At 47.2% G+C, this 20157-nt stretch carries 22 protein-coding genes and 1 pseudogene; 9 read left to right on the forward strand and 14 right to left on the reverse strand.

All coding sequences use genetic code 11. The features are described 5' to 3' along the window. Positions 1–225: 225 nt before the first annotated feature. From YWK_RS21990 to YWK_RS0116150, 4 genes are all read right to left on the reverse strand, one after another. Positions 226–402 (reverse strand): hypothetical protein, encoded by a 177-nt coding sequence (locus tag YWK_RS21990; RefSeq protein ID WP_156909186.1) that lies wholly within the window; start codon positions 400–402, stop codon positions 226–228. A 159-nt stretch (positions 403–561) separates the two neighbouring features. Then, a complete protein-coding gene (locus YWK_RS0116140) occupies positions 562–810 on the reverse strand; it encodes a hypothetical protein (RefSeq protein ID WP_026965618.1) in 249 nt (82 codons plus the stop codon). A gap of 484 nt (positions 811–1294) precedes the next feature. After that, positions 1295–1492, reverse strand: coding sequence for a hypothetical protein (locus tag YWK_RS0116145; protein ID WP_156909187.1), 198 nt, complete (start codon positions 1490–1492; stop codon positions 1295–1297). A gap of 138 nt (positions 1493–1630) precedes the next feature. Next, positions 1631–1810 carry a hypothetical protein gene (locus tag YWK_RS0116150; RefSeq protein WP_026965620.1) on the reverse strand — a complete coding sequence of 60 codons (180 nt, stop codon included), beginning with the start codon at positions 1808–1810 and terminating at the stop codon, positions 1631–1633. Positions 1811–1940: 130 nt separating this feature from the next. On the opposite strand from YWK_RS0116150, the gene YWK_RS0116155 reads away from it, so the two are divergent. Continuing rightward, positions 1941–2162, forward strand: a complete 222-nt coding sequence (locus tag YWK_RS0116155) for a helix-turn-helix transcriptional regulator (protein WP_026965621.1) — start codon at positions 1941–1943, stop codon at positions 2160–2162. 195 nt (positions 2163–2357) lie between these two features. Here YWK_RS0116155 and YWK_RS0116160 read toward each other — a convergent pair whose 3' ends face one another. Beyond that, positions 2358–2711 carry a hypothetical protein gene (locus YWK_RS0116160; protein ID WP_026965622.1) on the reverse strand — a complete coding sequence of 118 codons (354 nt, stop codon included), beginning with the start codon at positions 2709–2711 and terminating at the stop codon, positions 2358–2360. Positions 2712–2822: 111 nt separating this feature from the next. Here YWK_RS0116160 and YWK_RS21995 point away from each other — a divergent pair, with 111 nt between their 5' ends. After that, positions 2823–2972: a hypothetical protein gene (locus tag YWK_RS21995; protein WP_156909188.1), complete on the forward strand. Its 150-nt coding sequence runs from the start codon at positions 2823–2825 to the stop codon at positions 2970–2972. A 1079-nt stretch (positions 2973–4051) separates the two neighbouring features. Here the strand turns inward: YWK_RS21995 and YWK_RS0116170 are convergent. After that, positions 4052–5140 carry a GerAB/ArcD/ProY family transporter gene (locus YWK_RS0116170; RefSeq protein ID WP_035467323.1) on the reverse strand — a complete coding sequence of 363 codons (1089 nt, stop codon included), beginning with the start codon at positions 5138–5140 and terminating at the stop codon, positions 4052–4054. 1066 nt (positions 5141–6206) lie between these two features. On the opposite strand from YWK_RS0116170, the gene YWK_RS0116175 reads away from it, so the two are divergent. Continuing rightward, on the forward strand, positions 6207–7292 hold the full coding sequence (locus YWK_RS0116175) for a nitric oxide synthase oxygenase (RefSeq protein ID WP_026965624.1): 1086 nt from the start codon (positions 6207–6209) through the stop codon (positions 7290–7292). Between the two features lie 15 nt (positions 7293–7307). Continuing rightward, the gene (locus YWK_RS22935; RefSeq protein WP_026965625.1) at positions 7308–7508 is read left to right on the forward strand and encodes an SOS response-associated peptidase family protein; all 201 of its coding nucleotides are present in this window, start codon (positions 7308–7310) and stop codon (positions 7506–7508) included. A 1048-nt stretch (positions 7509–8556) separates the two neighbouring features. Here the strand turns inward: YWK_RS22935 and YWK_RS0116190 are convergent. From YWK_RS0116190 to YWK_RS22000, 3 genes are all read right to left on the reverse strand, one after another. Continuing rightward, on the reverse strand, positions 8557–8964 hold the full coding sequence (locus YWK_RS0116190; RefSeq protein WP_026965626.1) for a helical membrane plugin domain-containing protein: 408 nt from the start codon (positions 8962–8964) through the stop codon (positions 8557–8559). Between the two features lie 984 nt (positions 8965–9948). Then, positions 9949–10314 carry a YmaF family protein gene (locus YWK_RS21620; protein ID WP_245578651.1) on the reverse strand — a complete coding sequence of 122 codons (366 nt, stop codon included), beginning with the start codon at positions 10312–10314 and terminating at the stop codon, positions 9949–9951. Between the two features lie 313 nt (positions 10315–10627). Further along, positions 10628–10789, reverse strand: coding sequence for a hypothetical protein (locus YWK_RS22000; protein ID WP_156909190.1), 162 nt, complete (start codon positions 10787–10789; stop codon positions 10628–10630). A 299-nt stretch (positions 10790–11088) separates the two neighbouring features. Between YWK_RS22000 and YWK_RS22940 the strand changes: the two genes are divergently transcribed. Further along, complete coding sequence (locus YWK_RS22940; RefSeq protein ID WP_035467329.1) at positions 11089–11451, forward strand: 4-fold beta flower protein; 363 nt, start codon at positions 11089–11091, stop codon at positions 11449–11451. A 343-nt stretch (positions 11452–11794) separates the two neighbouring features. On the opposite strand, the gene YWK_RS0116215 is transcribed toward YWK_RS22940, so the two are convergent. Continuing rightward, entirely contained in the window at positions 11795–12067 is a 273-nt protein-coding gene (locus YWK_RS0116215) for a hypothetical protein (RefSeq protein ID WP_026965630.1), read from the reverse strand. A gap of 223 nt (positions 12068–12290) precedes the next feature. Between YWK_RS0116215 and YWK_RS22575 the strand changes: the two are divergent. The 3 genes and pseudogenes from YWK_RS22575 to YWK_RS0116225 form a co-directional block, all read left to right on the forward strand. Continuing rightward, positions 12291–12797 (forward strand): annotated as a pseudogene (locus YWK_RS22575) (glycosyltransferase); the annotation flags it as partial. 42 nt (positions 12798–12839) lie between these two features. Beyond that, positions 12840–13436, forward strand: coding sequence for a glycosyltransferase (locus YWK_RS22580; RefSeq protein ID WP_245578652.1), 597 nt, complete (start codon positions 12840–12842; stop codon positions 13434–13436). Positions 13437–13467: 31 nt separating this feature from the next. After that, positions 13468–14352: a diacylglycerol/lipid kinase family protein gene (locus tag YWK_RS0116225; RefSeq protein WP_035467330.1), complete on the forward strand. Its 885-nt coding sequence runs from the start codon at positions 13468–13470 to the stop codon at positions 14350–14352. A gap of 42 nt (positions 14353–14394) precedes the next feature. Here YWK_RS0116225 and YWK_RS20365 read toward each other — a convergent pair whose 3' ends face one another. Then, positions 14395–15009: a lysophospholipid acyltransferase family protein gene (locus YWK_RS20365; protein ID WP_051375683.1), complete on the reverse strand. Its 615-nt coding sequence runs from the start codon at positions 15007–15009 to the stop codon at positions 14395–14397. A gap of 216 nt (positions 15010–15225) precedes the next feature. On the opposite strand from YWK_RS20365, the gene YWK_RS0116235 reads away from it, so the two are divergent. Beyond that, complete coding sequence (locus YWK_RS0116235; protein ID WP_026965633.1) at positions 15226–16119, forward strand: SDR family NAD(P)-dependent oxidoreductase; 894 nt, start codon at positions 15226–15228, stop codon at positions 16117–16119. Here YWK_RS0116235 and YWK_RS0116240 read toward each other — a convergent pair. From YWK_RS0116240 to YWK_RS0116250, 3 genes are all read right to left on the reverse strand, one after another. After that, the gene (locus tag YWK_RS0116240; protein WP_026965634.1) at positions 16094–17179 is read right to left on the reverse strand and encodes a class II aldolase/adducin family protein; all 1086 of its coding nucleotides are present in this window, start codon (positions 17177–17179) and stop codon (positions 16094–16096) included. The two genes, YWK_RS0116235 and YWK_RS0116240, sit on opposite strands and share 26 nt — an antisense overlap. Positions 17180–17278: 99 nt before the next feature. Further along, positions 17279–17965: a YkoP family protein gene (locus YWK_RS0116245; RefSeq protein WP_156909191.1), complete on the reverse strand. Its 687-nt coding sequence runs from the start codon at positions 17963–17965 to the stop codon at positions 17279–17281. A 410-nt stretch (positions 17966–18375) separates the two neighbouring features. Continuing rightward, complete coding sequence (locus tag YWK_RS0116250) at positions 18376–19935, reverse strand: alkaline phosphatase family protein (protein ID WP_026965636.1); 1560 nt, start codon at positions 19933–19935, stop codon at positions 18376–18378. Between the last annotated feature and the right edge of the window lie 222 nt (positions 19936–20157).

Here is a 20157-nt window from a genome sequence, read left to right on the forward strand (position 1 = left end):
CCGAATCGGGTGGATACCTGCAATACCGTATTCGAGAAAATCGGAATGACGTTTACATCCATCGAAACAAGTCTTACAACCTCAGGAAATACTTCAACGTTTCCTGCAAAAGTTTGAATACGAATAGAGACCCCTGATCATATCATCGTAGGGGTCTCTTCACGGGGTCACAGTTTCTAAAATGCGTTTACAGTCATACAAATGTGGGCCTTTTCTTCTGCGTAGTTAGTCCTGGCGAGTGGCTGTCACCAAACACTTGCCGACTGCCCGGACAATTGCTGCATGTCGACGCTTCCGTTCCTCTTCGGTCATTGGTCCTGGTCCGTAAATCTCGATGGTGGTCTCTCCCACCTTGTAGGCCATATCAGGCTTACGTTCTTCCGGTAGACTGCGCTTCGCCATGACACACCTCCTGTGTGAGCCTATGTGGTTCATTATCATGTTATCTGCCCAAAACAAAATGCCCTCACAAACGTGGGGGCCTTGCTTAAATGTAAGGTGACCCCCACTCTTTTCATCATGGAGGCCTTAGTGCACGGTATGCAAATGGATACGTCTAAATCACAGCGATAGCATATTCCTTTCTTGTCGATTCCGAAACATTTGCGCTGCCGCTTTTGCAGATTCTCCGAAATACTCATCGACATATTCGGCAAGCATCTTTTGCACCAGTTTTTCCGCCAACTCTTTACGACCGCGACGATCCAATTCCTCTTCGGTCTCTAGGTAATACACTTCCTCGGCCAAATCCTCCAACTTGCGAAACGTCACCTTTGGTACGCTGATCACGACGTCTGACCAAAACCCCATTGCGCACGCCCCCTTTGTACACTGTAAGGACTACGTGGTACATATTCAGGCGCGACCATCTGTGTCACGCGGGGATAGTCGTAGGCGAACCGCAACAGCGCAGCCGCTGCGTGAGCAACGGGTCTACCAAACGCAAATCCTAATGCGTCAATGGATGCCCAATCGTCTTGAGTGAACCGCATAAATAGACGTTCTGTTACATGACCGCGAGGGTTGATCAATGTGTCTAGATTTTCATGATCACGATGCCCAATCCATGCGTGAGTCCCGTGCGCGTAGTCTCTCCACATATATGATGCGAGACGGTTTAATGTAGGGAAGTCGTTCAGCGCTGCAATAGCCAAACGTGCTCCTGTATCTCCCTCTGACGCCCGCAGGTAACGACTGACCTCGTGGACATGTTCTTTAATGAAACGTGGCACATACGGCGCAATTTTCCTCTTCTTGTCCGCCCTACTCAACGTTCTGACAGCCCCCCTTTCCGCTAAATAAGTCCGCCACTCCGTGGCAGAGTGCCACCTTCTACCGGTGGGGGAGACATTGGACTTGCAATCTCCAGGTCGGACAACGATACCCAGTACTCTTCTCCTTCGTCATTCCGAACACGAGCTTCAGCACCATCCACTTGCACCACTGCGACCCCGACCAATCCGGATTCCAACATAACTGTACCTTTTTGCATGATGATATCCCCTTTCATTTTTAAAGACCTCGTACTGCCATGCGTGAATACTTCAACCATGAATCATGGCATTCGATGCAAACCTTCTCGTCGTACATCAGATGTGCACGTTTATGCCGGTTACATATGCGGCAACGTTCATGCATTTGTGGAACCACCTTTTCGACCGCGAGTTGGAGTTGCGTCTAGTGCAGTGTCGACGATGCCGCGAAGTTCATTCAGATGTAAACGAATCTCCTTGGCGATTGGTTCAGGAATGCCCTGCACCTTCTCGTTAATACGGTCCAGCAGAAAACGTGCAAACTGTTGTTCCAACATGCGACCATCCTCCTTGGTGTTTGGATGATAGAAGATACGCTGTCGAGGCTTGGTGATATTCGTCGAACAATAACTTTTTTTCGTGGAAGGATATGAAACGTTAAGTGCGGAATAATTAAGTGGTGATGATATGAAGCAGAGAACGCGGCTAAAGAAAATTCTTGAAGAGAGCGGAATCAAACAATCGTGGTTAGCGGAAAAGGCTAATGTTACAACATCAGCTTTGAGTGTAATTGTGAATGGAAAGTCTCTACCTAACCTGAGAACGGCTCAGAAGATTGCACGGGCGTTAAATACAACGGTGGATTATTTGTGGCCATTGGAGGATGAGGATGTCGATGGAGCAACCTAAGATCAATCCAGTTGCCAATGCGAAAAATTGTAGAGATTCTTGTTAGAGCACAGCTGCGCAAGAGACGTCACAAGGAACTTGGGGAAAAGATACAAGAGGAAGACCCGCATCTCTGCGGGCCAAAAATGGATGACCTAACTTGATCATAAAGAGCACGTGATACCATATCGATAACGCACAGGAAAAAACGGACCACTACTGCACCTGTTTAGGTATGCCGAGTACACCACGCACAAAAACGCCAAACTGCTCGGCAGACTGTTCATCAGGTACAAGTGCGTCATCCACGTAGACATTTGCTTCTCCTTCTATAGGGTTCCGAAAGTATGGTCCGCCCCACTCTTCCTTCCAATCAAGCGAAAACCCCTCTTCAATGGCGATGTTGTAACACGCTACGAAGTGGGGTACAATGCGTTCCGCTTCGTCCTTCGTTACGAAATAGTCGAGGACGAATGGAACATCTCGCTCATCAGTCGGCGAAGCAATCAGTTCATAGTTTTCTCCGTTGTCAAAGACGACAATATTGAATTTTCCGTCTTTTGTGATCAAGTAAACACACCTCCTTGTCTGCAATGTATCAGTTAGCACGTGAGGTGTCGATAGTGTTTGGAATAAATTTTCAATCTGATGACCGAAAGTTGGTGATGAGGAGGATGCCGAGTGGACGAACGGGAGAAAGCAAACATGGAGAATACAGAAACGATGTACTGCCCCATCTGCAACTTTCCGCTCAGTGGAGAGACGCGTGGGTGCACTCCGTTCTGCAGCAACTGCGGATACAAAGGCGTGTGTGGGGATCCCACGTCGTGAGGAGGATGACAGATAAAGTACTCATTCTTCCTGTACTATTCCGACGCGACAACGCGAACCTATCCGCAGCAGGAATCCATCGAGGCCGATAGTAGAGAGGAAGCCATTCGGATCTTCTGTACGAAATACCAGCTCACTGTCGATTCAGACGAGGGGAACGCGCTGTGGCTTATCGGAAGAGATGGAGAGGGGTTGAGGTACGGGGTTGCCGTGAAGGAATAACGTGGAGCACAATCTCCACCAACCATAACCACAATTTCTCCATATTTTCTCTGCAAATTTTCCACATCTTGCTTTTACACTGTGTTTGTGGGGTAAGACGGCACAAGCGGTCGTCACAGTTACTGGTGAATAGGGGACCACCAGTGGCAGCCTACAACTTCTACTCCTGCGTGACGCTCACTGATGTGGGCGTCTCTTTATTTCCACCACTAACAAATAGTCCAGTGCCACTGTGTTTCAAACCATAACCACAAACTCTCCACACCTTGTACACATATTTCAAACATTTATCCTGTACACTCTTCCTTGGGCTGAGTGCCTCGCGTTTGTCTCAACAGTCGCTGGTGTAGTGTGTGGCCAGTGACAAATTCCCTCTCTCCTTTTCGACATATCACGCTCACTGAAGTGAGCGTATTTTTTTAATCCCACTGATCGAACACCGCACACAATTCAGGATAACGGAATACCTTAAAAAGGGTTCCGGGCCTTGAATGGAGGGCGATATTCCAGGGGCTTAATTAACAACTCATTAACCTCACATAATTCAATATAGTTCTCGGTCGTACGTCTATGTACGAAGGTACACAGGATCGGTGGAGACTATTGTTAAGTTAGGGGATACGGGTTTATTCGGCATCCCCTTTTTCACTTGGGCACTCCTTGTGCACATTTGATGTATGCGATGGGGTCGCGTTCCAATCTCGCCACCAGTTCACTAATCACATTGCGTTTTCCGCGATGTATAATTGCGAAATGCAACCGTAATCGCTTGTGAGCGTGGGTTGCAAGTCTTTTCTTCCTCCTGTAGAACCCCCGTCCAATTGGGATGGGGGTTCAATATACATATGACGCATGGTCTAACGTTGTGCTCGCTTACGAAATGCCATCACCATGACAGTCAGAAGGGGAATCCCAACCAACGTCACAACAAAATAGGCGGGCGCTACAAAGATGGTGAAGTGGATCACCTCTTCCTGGCTGCCAAAGCATGCAACGCTGCCGGCCCACACCAATAAGCCGCCGGAAAGCGCAACAATCCGGTGCGAGGACAGCTTGAACACGTCCTTCATCCCTTCGCACCAAGCATAATGAAACACGGCTAGTTTGATTAAAATGGTCGACATCACAGCCATCACGTACAGCGTGTCCAGGCGTTCCAGATTCCGACCGACGCGAATACTGCGGACGGCCTCAAGCACCGGATAGGCAAGATAATTGGCGGACTGCCCCACCACGCCTATCGTGATCACTGTGATGACGGTCGCGGCGACGGTCAGGATGCCGGCGGCAATGATCATATCTTTGGGAAGGGTTCGGCTGTTGCGCAAGGCCTGTACAAACTGCAGGCCAATCAAGAGCTCCAATGCGAAGGTGAGATCCGGTGTGACCGCACCACGCAACACCGGCTTCCAGCCGTCGGCGAGCACAGGCATCAGTTGATGAACATCCACGTGCTGCAGAGACAATCCGAAGAGAACGGGAGCCACAATGAACGCCAACGGCGTGATAAACTCGCCGTTTCGCATGACGACCTCCGCACCCATGTACACGGCATATGAGACCGCAATCATACCAGCAAATCCGAGTAGATACTCCGGTGTTTGAGGCAAGATGGTGGTTCCCACAAACAATTCCACCCTCCGTAAGATGGTGGAGTTAATAAGATATAGCCAGACAAGGAACCAGAGACCAAACACGCGTCCGAGCCGTGGTCCCAACGCATGGATAAGACCGCTGGTCAGAGATCGGTTGGGTAACGCATGAACGAAAAGTGCTGCGACGCTAGCGGACAACAGACCGCCGACCGCAAACAGAAGGCTCACGATCCAGCCGTCGCGGACGGTAAACTGGGCAATGGCCGGAGGGAGCGTGATAATGGCCGTACCGAGGGTACTCCAAATGAGAGCGAGTACGATTTGGAATCGCGATATCTGTACCTTCGACATAGGTGGTCGGCCTCCGGTCAAGCACCATTTTCCGGTATTTTGACCAGATCAATCCAAACCATGCTTCTGGAGGTCGGGAATTTACGGAAGTGAATTGAGGCAATAAGATGACAAAACGCCCTCATCTGCCATTGGATGAGGGCTACTATATGGGAAACGAGGAGTGCCCGACCATTGTATTATTGGCTGAAAGACGTCGGCGTAAACAGCACGACCGAACGTGCAGAATAATGTCGTGGGTATTGTGGGTGTGTGTATGACTCACGTTAAAGGCGGTATTAAAGCGAAACCGAAATGGCGGGACTATGCTATCGCCGTGAAGTAGAGGAAACAATGTGCATAACGTTTACAATGGCCCTCACGATGACATGAGTGGGGTTTTTGTAATCATTGTTCAATGAAAATCAAACAAACCCTATACGCAATCTACACATATTTTTCACATACAGATGCTATACTCCTCAGCGTCTCCGGTCGAAAATGGGACATCGACCCTGTATCACTACAGAGCGCTCACATATATGATGTGGGCGTCTTTTTTTAATCCCACACCCGGTAGATATACCACTTACCACCGCTAAACTCCGGGTCAAGCCGTACTCGGATTATATGTATGCGTACCTTGTGTCGTTGTGCGGAAGGAGATATACTGTACTTCACCTCGAATACTTTTCTTGCTGCTTAGGGCCACCTTTCACGTTCCTACGTGGGAGGTGGCCCTAATCATTACAATCCGTTTTTCCTTTCCCTCAATGTCCTTCTTGTGTTTACTATTTCAGACAGCACTTCTTTTCCGTATTCGGCCTCAATTTTCATGTATTGAGGAAGCAAGATGACAAAACGCCCCCATCCCATGAAGGATGAAGGATATGGTATGAGTACCAGTTTCAGCACCATCTACGCGGGTGTAGATGAACTGCTGAGTAACATGCGACCTACATGGCAAGACACTCCCTCATAAAGTAAACTGAATTGCACCTGCTGAATTGAAATGTTTGCCGCCTAAATAACAGGCTGAATTGAGATTCACAGGGTAGTGTTAACGTATAGGAAAGGATATTTCATCATGATGTCTCACGGTCGACTGTACGATGAAGCAAAGGTGTTCATCACTACTTGCTATAAGGAACTCGGCAAGAGCGCCGATGAAACAGAGCATAGATTGGCGGAGATTAGAGAGCACATCAAACAGGACGGAACCTACGAGCATACATACGAGGAATTGGAACACGGGGCCAGAATGGCATGGAGGAACAGTAATCGCTGTATAGGTCGATTGTTTTGGCAATCCCTGAAGGTATTTGATGCGAGAAATGTACAATCAACAGAGGGCATTGTGCATGCTCTTTATAACCATATCCGATATGCGACCAATTCAGGGAAAATCCGCCCGACCATTACGGTATTCAAGCCAGAGACACAAGGCCAGCAAATTCGCATTTGGAACCATCAACTCATTCGCTATGCCGGGTACGAAACTGAGCATGGAATCGTCGGTGATCCGCACTCACTTCGCTTTACCCGAGCCTGCGAGAACTTAGGCTGGAAGGGAAAAGGCACACAGTTTGACGTATTACCGTTGGTTATTCAGGTTGATGGCGGTACACCAAGGGTGTTTTCTATACCTGAAGAACTGATTCTGGAAGTCGATATTCGTCACCCAGAGTTACGTAGTTTCGATGAGTTAAATCTGAAGTGGTACGCGGTTCCGATGATTTCAGATATGGTACTCGAAATAGGCGGCATTCGCTATCCGGCAGCACCGTTCAATGGCTGGTATATGGAGACAGAAATCGGTGCACGTAACTTGGCTGATGTGCAGCGGTATAATATGCTGCCCAAAGTCGCATCTCTGATGGGGTTAGATACCAAAACAGATTCGTCCCTGTGGAAAGACAAGGCACTCGTCGAGTTGAACATCGCGGTGTTGTACTCATTCAAAACAAACGGTGTGAGCATTGTGGATCATCATACTGCTGCGAAACAGTTTGCACGTTTTGAACAAATGGAAGCTGATTGTGGAAGAAAGCTCACGGGCGACTGGACATGGCTGATTCCGCCCGTTTCTCCTGCGACGACTCACATATTTCATACGCAGTATGATAATACGACGGTGAAACCAAACTACTTTCGGCAGGCAAGCCCTTTTTAAATGTGAATCATGTTTATGACCACGCTACATGACCGGATGCCCGTGATTCTAACGCGGGAAAATGAGGACATTTGGCTGGACCGCAGTATCACCGACACTGATGTACTTATGTCAGTACTGCAGCCGTACTCAGAGGACATGTATGCATACCGGGCACCGGAGCTCGTGGGAAATGTGCGGAATGACGGACCGGAGTGTATCGAGGAAGTAAGATGACAAAACGCCCCCATCCTAAGAAGGACGAGGGCCACTGTATGGGGAAGAGAAGCTCCGACCAATGTAGTATTGACCAGTCGGTGGTCACGTAAACATCACCATGAAACGTGCTGGACGATGGAGCGGAGTGTATCGAGAAGACGAATTGAGAAAGAAATGTGTCCGTCAACTTTCGACAATATTCGACACCAATAATGTGATAATCTGCATTGCTGTGATGAATGAAACACATAAAGGCTATGAGGTGGACACTGATGTTTGGATGGTCGCACATGTCACAGGAAGAGTACTTAGAAAGACGACTGGGCGAAGCGGGTGTTTCCAACGAAATCATCGCACAGTTAAAAACGGAACTCTTATGTAAGGCTGATCGGAAAGTAATATACTTTCCTATGCATAATGGACACACCAGTGAATGTCGTGTCAACGTATCACAGGGTACAGTACAGTGATGTAGGGAATCTGCTACACGCCAAGCCCAACCATGTTCATTTGTCGCGTTTCTACGGCTTTTTCTTTTTTAGGGGCTAGGTTGATCATAAAAACACCCGCCGATCTTAGGATTCGGACGGGTTACCGTGTGTCTTATGTACGGGTAATTCGTAGTCAACAGAAGGACTGCATTGTTGGCAAATACCCATTGGAAAATCTGTGTTGTCTTTACGTATGAAACCTGTTTTGAATATAACCTTCATTTCAGACTCATCGACATAGTTTTTACACAAGATGCACTTTGCCTTCAAGCTATCGGCCCCATAATAGAAAATCTCGTTGTAACTTTGGGGCAATACCCTCCCTCCCGTAACATATGGGTAAATTAAACTAATTATTAATTTAACTGTATATTCACACTGCACTAGGCGTTGTGCTCCGCCAAAGTGAGCCGTTCTTTGCAAAGGAGTGACAGGAAAGCTCGGGGAAAACGTGACGCATGTTATGCCAGAGTTTTCGCTGATGTAAGATGACAAAGCGCCCCCATCCTGCTCTGGGATGAAGGCTAGGTATGAAGAGAGGAATGTTCACTGCCCGTTTTATTATCGATATTAAGCTAATGGAGTTGCCTGTCTCGGCGTTCGGCTATAGTTGCGAGCAATGCCTTCATGAATCGGAGGTTTTTTTGTATTGTAGGGTCTTTAAGCATTCTATACAAACCAATCATACCGACATTCGAAGTATCTGCCTCAGCTCGTTCTTGAGCCTCGTGCAACAAGGAAACGCCATCTTCAATCGTGTCTTGAATCGGTTCAGTTGTCCCATTCATGGCCTCACCGAAGATTTCTAACATCTCCGTGTCTTTTAATAATGCTTCAGTGAGATCGTACATTTCTGAAGTGATTTTCATGATGTTTGTGATCTTCGGTATCATCTGGACCGCGGTTACGAGGAATTCCTTGATCTCCGGTTGCACGACTAAGTCCAACACGTCAGACTGGGACTCGATCGGAGATTCTGTCATGTCAAGCATCCCCCTTGACGAAGAGATTCTGAGGGACAGCATGCGCTAAAGTACCGTTGGTTATTCACTCAAATTTCGGTAACCAGTTTTGCCTTGACTGTCGTGGGTTAATGCTCAATAAACACTTGAACTATTTGTTCGATCAAGAAGCGGCAAGATGACAAAACGCCCCCATCCAATGAAGGATGAGGGCTACTATATGGGGAAGAGAGAAGCTCCACCATTGCATTATTGACTGGGCGACGTTGACGTAAACATTACCACGGAACGTGAGGAATGATAGACCAGAATGTATGGAGGAGGTAAATTAGTGGTACGGGCGAGTTCTCTCTATCTGTTGGGACAAAGGGGCAATCGTGTAAAAGAGATATATGTATTTCTGTGACGAATCAGGCAAAAGCGGATCCAATTTTTTGACGAAGAACAGCCGATCTTTGTACTAGCGGGTTGGGCATTACACCATCAACAACGACATGCACTGCCGTGAAACATACTCTTTCCAATACTGGTGTAACTTCGCGTAGAACTCTAATGAACAAATCATTCTTGCGATTGGAAGTTCTTCTATAACAAGCGCCCCCCCATACATTGGCACAAATCTTATTCAGTCCTTCTGCAACAGGTTCATTTTTGTACACGGCGGTAAGGCATTTGCCTAAACTCCTGCATCCCTTACACACTCTCTCCGTCATTTTGCCGGTGGGTTCCCATCCATCTTCTGATGTCTGGTCTGTACAGTCTCCGATAGTTTTTCCTTCGTATCGGCAAACGTATTTGCACTTACAGCAGGTTACACTGTACCGGACCATGGGTTGCCTCCAAAGAAAAAACCCGCCGAAGCGGGATCGCTGAATCGATATTTGCCCGTACAGGGATTCCGAGCACATATATGATGAGGAACGATACTGCCCATCGTGACCAGATATCCCCTGGCCGCCATACGCCCCGATGTAGGGACCATCTCCACTTCCCGGATGCTCTGATTTAAACTGGGATTTCGTTTCCCGTTCTTCCGCTGTAGGTGTGGGTATGCGGGATTCTCCCATTTACCGTGGTAACACCCTCAAAGAAGTGGTAATGACCACCGCCTGGAAGTGGAATTGCAGGCCCTGTCCGTCCGCTGATGAAGTGCCGATGTCCGTCATTGAATGTTGTTTCAGTGGAGTAGGCATGGGTGTGCGGGACACCACTTGGAGCTGGTCCAGTGACTCCTGCGTAATGGTGTCGATGACCAACATCGAAGGAGGTAATACCTGAAAAACCATGGGTATGAAGTACCCTTCCGTCCCACGTAATCAGGAAAATCTTATGAGAATGAGTACCCGCATCGGATTCCTCACTCTCATAAATAACTCCATAAACATGTTGTTCGTCTTGAGCACGTTCTTCGTCTTTCACCCGTACACCCCCCATCGCAAACTTATGGGTAGTGTTAGGATACGCATGCTTGACCGTATAAGATTAAGCCATTTACCGTGCGTCACACGCGGATATCAAATAAAAAACCCGCCGAAGCGGGGTATTCTCGTTCATCTTCAAGTGGTTGTGTGAATGAAAATCCACCGAAGTGAGTATTGTTACACAAGTGTATTTTATTAGTCATGCTGCGAAGACCAGGGCCATATATTGTTGAGGGATGACAGGAAAGCCTACCCTCTCCTCGTTACGTACGGATGCGAGTACGGTGGGTTACCCTCATCCATAGGCCATGCCCGGTTTTACGCAACACATGAGCGATACCTCGTTTGTGAATTAGGCGCATTGATAGGTCAATAATCTGCAGGCTGACCAGAACAATTTGTAGCATCACCACTACCTGTTCCATCGCCTCGCGCCTCCCTGCTTGTTCGGAGCAAGGGTGCTTTTTCCTGCCATCTACTGCACACTATTCCATAATGCCCGTAAATATTCCCTTTGTGTTCACTTAACACTCATAACACCTCGAGACGGGCAGGCGACAAATTTTAACAAATTTTCGTAGCACCTTACAAGCTTCTTACCCTCTTTATCATGTTGTTCACTTCAGTATGTATCTGGGCAAAAGAAAAACCCGCCGAAGCGGAGTACGCAAAAAATAAAATTTTCTGCAGTTACAGAATTACAACAAAAAGGAGGTGAATAGGTTTGGAAAAGACCTTTTACGACCGACACGGCAGGCCCATTGCCTACACAGAGGACAGACTTCACATTTACTTGTTTGATGGAACTCCCGTAGGTTATTTCGATGAAGAGTCCATTTACTCCTATAGAGGCATCCACCTCGGGCGTTATGAAGATGGATGGGTTAGAGATAACAGCGGTCGGTGCGTCTTCTTTACCGAGAATGTAACTGGCTCAGGACCAGTGCAACCGGTCAAACATGTGAAACCAGTCAAGCACGTAAACCATGTACTACCGGTAAAATACCTCCGTCATGTAAAGCCAGTTCGTCCCGTCAATATGTTGGCCTGGTCTGACTTATCTGGAGACCAATTCTTCTATCAATGAGAACACACAATGAGAACACAACTCGTCCGTGGACAAACTGTTCGTTTGCGGGCGAGTTTAACCTTCCTGCTTGCACCCTTCACAGATCCTGGAATAACCGATATCAATCACACATATGGTTATGTGTGCTCGCAGACAACTACCCCTTTCTTCGGGCCAAGGCCCTATGTCGGACCACCCCCCGAGCCTTCTCTTTTCCTCATCGAACTCTAATCACTCAGTCAGGGCTTTCTAACATCGAGCTGTTAGTATGCATTAGTAGCTTGCACATTCCTTCCCCGCAAAACTTGGTGTAACCCTCGTAGCAGACCGGATAATAAAGTCCGGTCTGTCGCTTTTGTGGTCAAATCCCAAGCGTCAACTGCTCATACGGTCGCAATCCGTAGTGTCGCACGTACTCGTCCAGTTCTTCACGCGTTGAAAAAGGGGCTCCGCCACCGCCATTGCCGTCTACGTCTGCGTAGTCCAGGGCACCACTCGACGCCAACCGGTGTTCCCTCTGTGGCGGATGATGTACCAGCGTCCGTGTACTGGCAGATTTGTCGCACCGTTCTGCATTAGGTTGTAGAGGTTTCCCCATCCCCAAATCACTAAAGACAGTTTTCACGGCTGACATCTCTGTTACCCTTCCCCCCCCCTCCGTATCCCCATTTGGGTTCCTTGACTTGCACATGGTGTGAGACTGTATATCGGTTACACCACGTATGTCATAACACATTCAAGGAAAAATTAAGCACCGACCAGACTTTCCAATAGATTTTGGGATGTGCGTGAGGCGTTTATTAAGCTTTATCAACAACACGTATGATAAGAGGTCGGTGGACAGAATGAGAATCGCCATGTTCTCTGAGACATTTCTACCCGGAACGGATGGTGTTGTCACATGTTTATGCGGTACGTTAAAACACTTAGGGGATGCTGGACATGATGTGCTCTTGTTTGCACCCAATGGAGCTCCGCCAACGTTTGCGGCCGCCACGATTGTCGGAATTCCTTCCTTCCGTTTTGCTCTTTACCCGGAAAAGAAATTCGCATTACCCTTACCAAGGGTCGGAAGAGTTCTGAAAGAATTTAAGCCTGACCTCATTCACGCCGTAAATCCAGGTTTCCTCGGCTTTGCCGCAATTTACTATGCACGGCGAAATCGTGTACCTCTGATTGCTCCGTACCATACGCACATTCCAACGTACGCGCGATATTACCGCCTCCCTTGGCTGGAACCATACTTATGGTGGTGTTTTCGCTCGATACATAATCAAGCCGAAGTTAACTTGTGTCCGTCTAAGGCAACAATGGCGGAGTTAGAGTCTCGAGGATTTCGTAACCTTGGTTTATGGGAACACGGCGTCGATTTACAGATATTTTCGCCTGCAAAGCGGTCCGAACAGATGCGTGCACGACTGTTGAATGACAAGGATAGGAATCAGAAGTTATTGTTGTACGTCGGGCGCCTGGCCAAGGAGAAGGGAATTGAGAAACTGCGCGCGTGTTTGGTACACCGGCCTGATGTACATCTGGCCATTGTGGGGGATGGTCCGTACCGCGCAACACTCGAAACCATTTTTGCAGATACCAATACAGTATTTACTGGGTACTTGTTCGGAGAGGACTTGGCACATGCGTATGCTTCCGCCGATGGCTTTGTCTTTACATCGACCATTGAAACCCTCGGACTGGTCTTATATGAAGCGATAGCAAGCGGGTTGCCAGTCATGGCTGCAGATAGCCCCGTAACACGAGAGGTATTAGAAAATGGACAAGCTGGATTCATATATGATCCTGCCAACATCGAGTCCATGTTAAAAGCGCTGGATAAATTACTGTATGACGAAGAGCAGCGGCGTAGGGTACAAACTCGTGCTCAGGAGATGGTACTTACCTTAGATTGGAATGGGCCAACCAAACAATTACTACATCACTATCACCGCCTGCTTGCCATGAATACTGCAGTTCAGCCCGCCCCCAGTGAAGACTGGATTCCTTAACCGAACATCTTTGTTGCAAAGGGCGTTTGTCGTGAAAACCTTATTTGTTGTCAATCCCAGCGCTGGAAGAGGAAAAACCAAATCACGATGGGACAGCTTTGAACGGCTACTCAAGAAGCGTGCCAATTTCCCTTTTGAGGTACACTTTACGACCCGTTCAAGAGAAGCTGAAGCCGTTTGTTTGCAGGCAATTCGGTCCCATTTTGAACGAGTGATTGCCGTCGGTGGAGATGGAACCGTCAATGAAATCATCAACGGAGTGCTTGGAAATGATGTAGTCATTGGAATACTGCCGTTTGGTACAGGTAATGACTTGGCGCGGTCTATAGGGGCTAAGAACTCGTTCAAGGACCTCCTGAACATGCTCTGTTACCCTCGGGAAACTTATTTAAACGTAGCGAACGTGAACGGACGGTACTTTATTAACGCTGCTGGTATCGGATTTGACGGTATGGTGGCAAATCATATCAATCGTCATATGTTTATCAAAAATCTTGGTGCACTCGGATACGCTTTCAGTGCCATAACTGTCTTAAAATCATTTGTTCCGTTTGAAGTGTCTCTCAACATTGACGGACGTTGTGCATCGTTTTCACATGTGTGGATGATCGCTATCGGAAATTGTCCTTTTTATGGAGGAGGTATGAAAATCTGCCCGTCCGCCAAGTATGATGATGGTCTGCTTGACGTCTGCATTGTGTCTAACCTAGGGAAAATCACTTTCCTAAAGCTGCTGCCCTCTGTATACTCGGGAAGGCATGTCGAGAAGGAGCTAATGATTACTACGCAGCAAGGCAAGTACATCGAGATAACGTGTCCCGATTCCATGATCGCCCACGCCGATGGTGAGCTCATCGCCTCGTCGTCTCTCCGAGTTAGCATGAGTGAACAACTGATTCGCTTCCTTAAAGGATAACCGAAACCACCGCATGGGTTATCGATACCAACAACCCTAACATTACTCGATACTTTCTTGACCGATGACGTACCTTGTGGAAGTGAATTCGGAATTCTTCAAGCCATTGATGGCCTTCATCACATGTTCAGTGAGCAATCGGTAATCTGAATCAAGTGGTGTGATAGGATCCCCGACGACGACGTGGATTGGTCGGAAGAATCCACGTTGCTGAGCACAAATCGCAACTGGAACGATGACTGCACGGTTGGATCTTGTTGCGATGAATCCCACTCCCGGTTTATAAGGAATTTGACGTTCATCCCGGTTCCTTGTTCCCTCAGGAAAAATTCCGACCGTTTGACCCATATTTAGCAGCCGAATCGCGTGGCGAATCGCACCAATTCCTATACCGTTACGATGCACAGGAAATGCATCAAGTCGTTTTACAATGGAACGAACGACAGGAACTCGAAACAGTTCTTCCTTTGCCATAAACTTGATGTTATGGTTCAGGAATGCAGCCAACAGTATCGGATCGTGAGTGGAAATGTGATTTGAAGCCACGATGTAGGGATCACAAAAAGGCAGTTTTTCAAGACCGCGAACGGAAACTCTGTGGAATACTTTGTAGTACAGTTGAACGATACATTTTAGAAGCAAACGCACGGATATCATGCAAATGTGGTTCCCCTTCGAAGAAAATCAAACGAGGATTCTTGCCAGCAAATATCTTCTCCAATACCGTTTTTGGTCATTCACTGTTTCGGATCCGCAGAACCGACGAAATTTCATAAATTCGACGTGTGAGTATCTTCTCCAAAACGATTGTGTATGGATTAATTTGGGTATATTGAAGAGAAATTGAGTGTTGCTAACAGGTGGCGAATTTATGTGAGCGGATTCACGAATCAAGTAGCAGTCATTGTTGGTGGCTCAAGTGGTATTGGCAGAGAGTGTGCGCTGTTGTTTGCCGAACACGGCGCAGAGACGCTATTGATAGCCCGAGGAAGAGAACGCTTGCGAGAAGTTGTCGATGAGATCCATTCGAATGGAGGTAATGCCCAAGAATTTCCCGCTGATATTACATCCCCGGATCAAGTGAAACAGCTGGCGGATAAGATTTTTAGTCAATTCGGACGGGTAGATATACTCATATATGGAGCAGCCTCATTTTACCTGTCGCCGGTTGAAATGATGGATATTGATATTGCCAAGCACGCCATGGAAGTAAATTATTGGGGAGCGGTACACGTCATACAGGCATTTTTACCGTTAATCAGAAATAGTCAAAGAAAGACGATTGTTCTCATGTCATCTCTCTCTGTGCCGTGCACGCCTCCTTTCTTCGCAGCATACGCCGCAACCAAGCACGCGCTTCACGGACTCGCTCTGTCGTTACGGCAAGAATTGAGACCAGAAGGAATTCGTGTACAAATGATAGCACCAGGTCCTGTGGAAACTCCGTTAATCGAGGAGTATATTCATCGGGAAATGTACCGATTACCACCTGGAATTCCAGTGTTGGAACCAAAAAAGACGGCACATCAAATATTTAAGGCCGTCAGCCGGGGTAAACAAGACGTTGTTATTCCAAATCGAATGGGTTGGGCGGCTCGCCTTGCCTACGCGTTTCCTTCGCTAGTTGAATCGTACTATCGTTTGTCGGTCCCTGACTGGAACAATGCGATTCAAAACGAAATTGAGAAACAGAGACGTAACCATCATCAGACGAGCCGTACACTCCAACCCAATCGCATGACTACGCCATCGGAACTTGAGGAATAATTCTGCCGTCAATCCGTTCAAAAATATCGTCGAGGTCGCGACCGGTAATGGTCAAACCATGGTTTTTCAGCCCGATGATGGCTCGGTCAGGGTTGTCTGCCTGCCGAACTTGCTCTGCTACTGCGCGGGCGAGTTCCACTGTGCCACAGGGGTAGTTGATTTGCGTTGAGGGAATCCCATCCATCCAGGCATGAATGTGAACGATTGCGCCCACTGTCGGGTGCTCAGTATAGATCATCCAATGTTCGATTGCGTCAACGGACACTCTTCGAGGTGTAACGGTTGGTGGTACGCTTAGTCGCATGGCTTTACGATCCGCATCAAACCGCTTCACGAGAAGCATGTCTTCCCCTATACGACGCAAATTCCCCTTGTTGACTCCACTCGCGCTCATCCAAAAGCGCTGTTCATCTTTCCGTGCGCTTAAATTACCGTAGCTTAGCCCACCGATCCCGTACAGTCGCTTAACATGTCGAAAATCTTCCGGCGGCAAGATTTCCTGTATCGGGAATGGTGCCGGAAACAAGTTCATTTCGTCGATTTTCCTAGCAGCATGCCGAACTTGTTCCGTGATTTCATCCCCTTCCCACAACTCCTCAGGAAGGTCAGGTTCAAATTCGTTATCAATGATCAAATTTGAAGAAGCCAAGGGTTCCATGCGCTGGTAAATATACTCGAAGTACTTATCATCCTGGCCGCTTTCATAAGGAACGGAATAATATCCTTGTTCCAGTGTCACGAAGTATGTATTCAGGCGTTCGTCCGTGTTTACGATGAAAACGAGCAAGTTAGAAAGCGTGCGAATCAAACTTGGATAGGCGGTCCGAAGGACGTTTTGAGGCTGCTCGTTCGTCTCTACAACTGAAATGACATACGTCGCCTGTGCTTTACGACGAAACGGACGTGGGACGTTGGGATCAACGAAATTAAAAACAAGTCGAATATCCTTTTCGGTTGGATTCACGAAGAGATGTCCATGTTTCTGAAGGACTTGATGGACCCCATCCATGAACCACCTCTGAACGTGAGAGGTCACTTGGCCAGATACGGTGTAGAGCATAGCATACCCTCCTGCACACTAAATTTATGGATATTTTGTAACCGAACTCCGTATGTCTATTCTTTCAAATTCACCGAATTTGAAGCGGACAGTGAACGGTTAGCAAGGTGACACTTCAGCATCTGTTTGCATTTCTGCAACACGGTTTCCTCCGTATTCTTGGATGAGGCGATGCTTTGAAATAGCAACAAGTTTAGGGCTAAAGATATTTCGGTGTGACTTAGACAAAACGTATGCGTTCGGATTCGCCATACGCAAAATGTTGCGTAAGTACCAGGCTAGAAAACGATGTGTAGTCGGATTTTGAATGGGATGGGTACTAAAGCCAAAACGTTTTACACCTCGGTGGATGAACGTTGTACCGTACAGGATTTTTACCTTTTGATACTTATGAGAAACTACACAATTGGCAAGAGCGGGCAAAGAGCGTCTTGTCTCTTCTAGGAGTCGCGCTGCTAGGCTAACCACGGAGTCCTGTTCACGCATGACTTGAGCCAAGAATTTATTGTTCATGTGAATTTCGATGACAGGATCAAATCGGCGCACACAGACTCCGTCCACCGCAAACGGCCGTCCTAGATGTCGGCGCTTGGCAATACAAAAAAGATGCGACTCTCCCTGTTCTAGATGTTTGATTCTCGCCACCACCCGAAACAGTGAATCCCATGACCTCCAAACCAAACTGTGGATCTGATTCTTATAGCTGCCTTTCCGGTTCGGGGTATGGGTCTCAACGAATAACTCATCGCCAATGAAAAAAGCCAGCAAAACATAGACATAGTCCACGAATTGACTCCGGGTTAACCGGATCATCATTGGATACCCCCTGTTCTCAAACTCGTTCCAGAGTGTATTATCTACAGAGGCGTGGAAAATAAACTCAATCAAAGGTGGATTAAGAAATTGTCGAGTGTGGAAATGACACGCACAATTATCGTATTTGTTGTATAAATGAATTTGGGTACATATCTTACGCAAGATGGCACATGATGGAGGCTTCCCGTACACCCGTGGTTACCACAGGACTTTGTGCCTGAGGATGTTTGAGTACAAAATAACAAAGCACTAATTGAGGTGTTTCTCGGGGTTTTAATAAACAACTGTGTTATACGGCATTTAATCCGTTACTCGTGATGGAATTTGATGCTTTACATTCGGTATAAACAACAGCTCAAGACGTTGTATTGCCTGTTTCCTTACGGAGATCTTACAATGGAGATAAAGTATTTCTTTAAATCCACGAACCGGGATGGTTCCTTCAGAACGTGATTTGTACCGTTAATAATTATTGGTGCAAAGACATCATCGTCAATCAAAGAAGCCTGTTGTGCACCCCCATTATGCTTCGGGGCATTCTCATCCCCAAATTGGTACCCCTTTTTTGCAGTTACGATCATGTATCGGCCTTTCTGACAATGTGCTGCACTCCAGAGTTGATGCAGAGCGTCCGGGTATTTACCGTATGTTATGGTCCGGTCCGGTCCCATACTCATATCGAGCAACGACTGGTCACCCTGGATGTTCCATTTTTGTCCGTACGGGTCAGTAAAGGGGCCGTCTTTGTGAAAGACCAAGGGAGATGCAGTATTCTCTGGTCTCGTCACGAAGACGTTGCTTCCATCGGTCCATGCGATGACGTCAATCCGCTTTTCCTGCTTTAACTGTTTAACTACATCATCAGGTCGAATGCGACCACTTAAAAGGTAAACGTATGCCATTCTTGAATTAACGGCGAACGCTACATCATCATTTGACTTCATTTTCTTACCCCAACGATGGGGTACATAATTCGAAAATACATTTTTTAGAAAAATGGTGGGTTGTCTTCCTTTCGGAAAGACCTGTGTAACACCTCCATCCCCCATCACGATGAGAGTCATGCTCTGTAATGTCTTGTCCCAACTACCGTATGTAGAAAGGATTTTCTGGAGGTTCTTATCAACATCAGCTATCCCCTGCATTGCGTTGACTCCGTGTTTGTGGACGACAGTATCGTTATTGGGTAAATACACCATTGTGAAATCAGGAAGCTTACCTTGCTTAATGAGCTGAACCAGTTCATCGGTGGCATAGTCATCATTTAACCCGAATTTATTAAACATTCCGTCCTTACTCCTCCCCACTCCCTGTGAGGTGAGTTGACCAAGTACGAACGTGTCGGGTCCACGGACAGTATAGGTACCTGTACCTGCAAAGGGTCGCGTATATAGTGGTAACGTGAGCTGATGAGGTGTTCTTCCACGATAAACGAGCATGTTAATTGCCCCGGTGCTGTACCCGGCACCCTGTAGATCTTCGAAAATCGTATGCACACCTTTTGAGAGATGGGTCTGATTTAGATCATAAAGGGCACTTTGTGATACAGACCGGGTTCCGAGTGTGATGGTTTGCCAGAGATTATTTCCATAGTTCACAATGGTCCCTCGGCTTGTATCGAACCACACTAGCCCCGGGATATGATGCTCCTCAGGGTAGGACCCGGTTACAACGGTGCTTAAGTCAGACACCGACATCGATGGAAATGACGCAACAACATCACTCAAGTAGTGCCCATGCGACATTAAATAACGTATTGCAGCGAATTGTTTGTCATTCATCGCCGCTCGAATGGACCGATCCATTAGCGAATCGACAACAATGACAACCACTTTGTGCCGGTTCATATCAGAAACCGCACTGGATTGTTTAGGCATCGTCTGAATGCTGCAACCAGTTAACATTGCCACAGTGATAATCACAATAAACAAGATTCTCATGAAACAATTTCCCCTTGCTCGCATTGACCTCAGATATAAAATGTGTCATTCGCAAGGATTTCATGTTTGCCATATCGACGAAGTCACCAGTCGTTGGCTGTCCTATCCAACGCTATTATGAGTGATGGAATATCCTAAGGGGCGAATGGGAACACATGGTATCTCAGCTTAAGAAAATCACAGAAGGTGACAGGTTTAGAAGTACCAGCGCTATAGGATGTA

The organism is Alicyclobacillus pomorum DSM 14955 (assembly GCF_000472905.1).
Lineage (GTDB): Bacteria > Bacillota > Bacilli > Alicyclobacillales > Alicyclobacillaceae > Alicyclobacillus_A > Alicyclobacillus_A pomorum.

Coding starts and splice junctions, on each gene's coding strand:
- YWK_RS21990 (WP_156909186.1), bottom strand. CDS start 402: ATGGCGAAGCGCAGTCTACCGGAAGAACGTAAGCCTGATATGGCCTAC.
- YWK_RS0116140 (WP_026965618.1), bottom strand. CDS start 810: ATGGGGTTTTGGTCAGACGTCGTGATCAGCGTACCAAAGGTGACGTTT.
- YWK_RS0116145 (WP_156909187.1), bottom strand. CDS start 1,492: ATGCAAAAAGGTACAGTTATGTTGGAATCCGGATTGGTCGGGGTCGCA.
- YWK_RS0116150 (WP_026965620.1), bottom strand. CDS start 1,810: ATGTTGGAACAACAGTTTGCACGTTTTCTGCTGGACCGTATTAACGAG.
- YWK_RS0116155 (WP_026965621.1), top strand. CDS start 1,941: ATGAAGCAGAGAACGCGGCTAAAGAAAATTCTTGAAGAGAGCGGAATC.
- YWK_RS0116170 (WP_035467323.1), bottom strand. CDS start 5,140: ATGTCGAAGGTACAGATATCGCGATTCCAAATCGTACTCGCTCTCATT.
- YWK_RS0116175 (WP_026965624.1), top strand. CDS start 6,207: ATGATGTCTCACGGTCGACTGTACGATGAAGCAAAGGTGTTCATCACT.
- YWK_RS22935 (WP_026965625.1), top strand. CDS start 7,308: ATGACCACGCTACATGACCGGATGCCCGTGATTCTAACGCGGGAAAAT.
- YWK_RS0116190 (WP_026965626.1), bottom strand. CDS start 8,964: ATGACAGAATCTCCGATCGAGTCCCAGTCTGACGTGTTGGACTTAGTC.
- YWK_RS22000 (WP_156909190.1), bottom strand. CDS start 10,789: ATGGAACAGGTAGTGGTGATGCTACAAATTGTTCTGGTCAGCCTGCAG.
- YWK_RS0116215 (WP_026965630.1), bottom strand. CDS start 12,067: ATGTCAGCCGTGAAAACTGTCTTTAGTGATTTGGGGATGGGGAAACCT.
- YWK_RS22580 (WP_245578652.1), top strand. CDS start 12,840: ATGCGTGCACGACTGTTGAATGACAAGGATAGGAATCAGAAGTTATTG.
- YWK_RS20365 (WP_051375683.1), bottom strand. CDS start 15,009: ATGATATCCGTGCGTTTGCTTCTAAAATGTATCGTTCAACTGTACTAC.
- YWK_RS0116240 (WP_026965634.1), bottom strand. CDS start 17,179: ATGCTCTACACCGTATCTGGCCAAGTGACCTCTCACGTTCAGAGGTGG.
- YWK_RS0116250 (WP_026965636.1), bottom strand. CDS start 19,935: ATGAGAATCTTGTTTATTGTGATTATCACTGTGGCAATGTTAACTGGT.